This is a genomic window from Nocardia sp. XZ_19_385 (assembly GCF_015355755.1).
GTDB lineage: Bacteria > Actinomycetota > Actinomycetes > Mycobacteriales > Mycobacteriaceae > Nocardia.
This window is the reverse complement of sequence record NZ_JACVEE010000002.1, coordinates 213,768-216,910: the sequence shown is the minus strand read 5'-3', so window position 1 is coordinate 216,910 and position 3,143 is coordinate 213,768. Positions and strand designations below refer to the sequence as shown.

The following is a 3,143-nucleotide window of genomic DNA, read 5'->3' as shown; positions in this document are numbered from 1 at the left end:
TCCGGCAGTAGTAAAAGGCCGCCGCCCTGCCAAGGGCGGCGGCCTTTCTCGTACTTCGATCAGGCGCTGATCGCGTGTTCCTCGGCGAAGACCTTGCGGCACACCGGAGCGCAGAAGCCATAGGTGGTGCCTTCGTGGATGAGGGTGAGCTGGGCGGTGGCCAATTCGACGGTCATGCCGCAGATCGGGTCGATCACGAAACCCGCGGGCGCCTCGGGTGTTTCGCCGGAGGCGCGGAATTCCTCGGTCATGAGTTTGGTGATCTCGGTGCTGGTCGCGGTGCGGCCCATCAGGCCGATGCCGTGTTCGCGCAGGCCGACGATCTGCACCACGCAGTGCGGGTCGCGGGTGAGGCGGCCGGGATCGGGATCGGTCTCAGCGATCGCCGCGGTGATCATCGGGATGACGTGACCGCCGAATTCGCTGTTGTTGCTCCAGGATCCGGGCACGGTGAGCCGGACCAGGTAGCGCGGGGCGGCGGCCGGATCCGGGCCGCCGGTGACCCAGGTACCGGGGGAGTGCACCAGCACATGGGTCAGCTCACGGGCTTTGGCCAGCACCGACTCCGGGGCGTCGGGCGCGGTGGTCAGCTTCTGTAGCAGCCGCTCGGCGAGGGCTTGCCTGTCTGCCGCGGCCATGGTTTCGGACACGAACAGTTCGACGGTCATCATGCCGAGACCTCTTTCCCGGTCAGTGCCAGGAGTTCGTCGACCGACCACTGATCATCGGCGTGCACACCGTGTTTGGACGCGATGACCCGGCCGTCGGGTGCGATCAGGAAGTCCGCGGGCAGGCCCAGGCGTCCGCCCTCGGGTTCGCCCGGTGGCGCGATCTGCCGCTTGCGCAGCACCGCGATGACGGTGTGTACGACGCCACGGAGGATGGTCGGCCAGGCGCGCGGGTCGAGCAGGGCCCGCCGGCCGGATTCGACGCCGAACTCGCGATACAGCGCCCGGCCCGGGTCGGCGATGAAATCGAGCGGGAAGTCGGCGGTGTACTTGCGCAGTTCGTCTGCGCTGGAATGGAATACGACCACTTCGCGGATGTTCGCGGCGGTGATCTCCGGGTGCCGGTTGACGATCGAACGCAGATGCAGATTGCACACGGGGCAGCCCGCGAAGCGCCGGAACTGCAAGTGCACCAGGCAATCCGGGTCGGGGATGGGTATCCGCGCGCCGGTCACGGCGGTGAGCACGCGGTCGGGCACGTGGGTGGGAAGGGACATGGTCGGCCTCTCGACGGTTGTAGGTGTACGCAGTACGCCTACAACCAGTATGCGCGTACCTTGTACGCTGTCAACCCATGCCCCGCCCTCGCTCCCTGACCACCGCCGATCTGGCGACGGCGGCCCTCGCGGTGATCGACCGCGCGGGCCTGTCCGGCTTGACCATGCGCGCGGTCGCCAAGGAACTGCACGTCGCCACCATGGCGCTGTATCGCTATGTCGCCGACCGCGATCAGCTCGAGGTTCTGGTGGTGGACCGGGTCCTGGGCGGAGTCGACCTGTCGGTTCCGGCCGGTGACTGGCGCGAGCAGCTACGCGCGCTGCTCGATCGCATGCGGGTCGCGGTCTCCGCGCATCCGGCGGTGGTCCCGCTGCTCATGCGGCACCGGCAGTCCGCCACGGCCACGCTGCACATCATCGAAGCCATGCTCGGCGTCCTGGCCGCCGCCGGTTTCAGCGGACACGACCGCGTCCTCGCCCAGCGCACCCTCGTCGGCTTCCTGCTCGGCCACCTGCAGAACGAGCATTACGCGGCCCTCGCCGGGCCCGGCACCGCGGCCATGGCCGAACTCGTCGCGGCCGACTATCCCCATCTCACCGAGACCGCCGCCGAGGCCCGGGGGCTCGCGCCCGCCGAAGAGTTCCACGGCGGTCTCGACATCGTGCTCCGTGGTCTGACTCCGCCGGGCAGTTAGCTCAGGCGACCGGCATGGTGGCGGCCATGGCATGGGCGCCCACGTCGTTGAGGTGCATGCCGTCACCGGAGTCGAACTCGGGCCGGATGAAGTCGGGCCGCTCGGGGTCGGCCACGGCGGCGGCCACATCGAAGATCCCGTTGAAAACGTCCGTGCCGCGCAACCATTCGTTCACCGCGCGGCGGATGGGCAGGGATTCCTCGATCGGCATACCCGGGTAGACGCAACCGGCGTACGGGCCGATGGTGGCGGCGTGGATGGTCAGGCCCGCCGCGTGCGCGCGCTCGGCCAGCTGGGTGAATCCCGCGATGAGTTCGGCGGCGGTGGCGGGCGGCTGGCCGGCCATGCCGCCGAGAATCAGGTCGTTGATCCCGAAATTGATCAGTACCCGGGTGACGCCGGGGACTTCGAGCACGTCACGATCGAATCGGCTCAGGCCGGGTTCACCGATCTCGTTGGTGATCAGGCGGTTTCCGCCGATGCCCTGGTTCACGGCCCAGCCGTCGGCGAGGCGCTCGTTGAAGTAGTCGACCGAGCGGTGGTTCGCGCCCAGGGTGGTGCCCACGCCCTCGAACCAGGAATCGCCGAACGCGACGGTCACCGGGGCATCGGCGCGCACGTCGATGCCGGTCACGAAGAAGCGTGCCGGAACCTCCTCGCTCAGAGCCAAACTGACCGATGCGACCTCGTTTCTATCTGTCACATAAGCGATTTCGGTGGGCTGGTGCGAGAAGGTCGCCAGGCCGGTCGGTTCCGGCAGGTAGAGGCTGAGCAGCAAGTCGGTTCCCGCGGCGACGGCCAAATCGATCGGGTCGGAGACCGCCTCCTCGCCCGCCGGGATGACCAGCCGGTCGCTGCCGCCGAACAGCAGCGGCCGATCGGTCTCGGTCACGATCTCATCGGCGTTCTTGCGCAGAGCGATTCGCGCGGCCCCGACAACGAGGGGTTCCCGGCCGTAGCGATTGGTCAGCCGCACCCGCAGCTGCTCGCCGCCGCCCGCCAGGTGCAGCACTTGCCGCACTGTCTGGTCGGCGAAAGCCCGCGACTCGACGAGCTTGATCTGCTCGTAGGGGCTGATCACAGCGGAACGGAATCCGGCAACCCAGCGAGACATGAGAACCTCCAAAATGCTTGACGTGAGGAATGTTGCTTGAGCAAATTTCTACCCGAAAAGTATTCCTCGTGTCAACTATCCGCGTCGCAAGCAGTGCGGTAGGTTGGCG

4 protein-coding genes are annotated in these 3,143 nt (G+C 67.7%); 1 reads left to right on the top strand and 3 read right to left on the bottom strand.

Going from position 1 to position 3,143, the window contains the following annotated elements; genetic code table 11:
* Window positions 1–59 precede the first annotated feature (59 nt).
* Entirely contained in the window at window positions 60–671 is a 612-nt protein-coding gene (locus IBX22_RS13810) for a YHS domain-containing protein (RefSeq protein ID WP_194815985.1), read from the bottom strand.
* Entirely contained in the window at window positions 668–1,225 is a 558-nt protein-coding gene (locus IBX22_RS13805; protein WP_194815984.1) for a peroxiredoxin-like family protein, read from the bottom strand. The genes IBX22_RS13810 and IBX22_RS13805 overlap by 4 nt, the downstream gene beginning before the upstream one ends.
* 77 nt (window positions 1,226–1,302) lie before the next feature.
* Here IBX22_RS13805 and IBX22_RS13800 point away from each other — a divergent pair, with 77 nt between their 5' ends.
* Window positions 1,303–1,920, top strand: a complete 618-nt coding sequence (locus IBX22_RS13800; RefSeq protein WP_194815983.1) for a TetR/AcrR family transcriptional regulator — start codon at window positions 1,303–1,305, stop codon at window positions 1,918–1,920.
* Window position 1,921: 1 nt separating this feature from the next.
* On the opposite strand, the gene IBX22_RS13795 is transcribed toward IBX22_RS13800, so the two are convergent.
* The gene (locus tag IBX22_RS13795; protein ID WP_194815982.1) at window positions 1,922–3,034 is read right to left on the bottom strand and encodes a GDSL-type esterase/lipase family protein; all 1,113 of its coding nucleotides are present in this window, start codon (window positions 3,032–3,034) and stop codon (window positions 1,922–1,924) included.
* Window positions 3,035–3,143 lie beyond the last annotated feature (109 nt).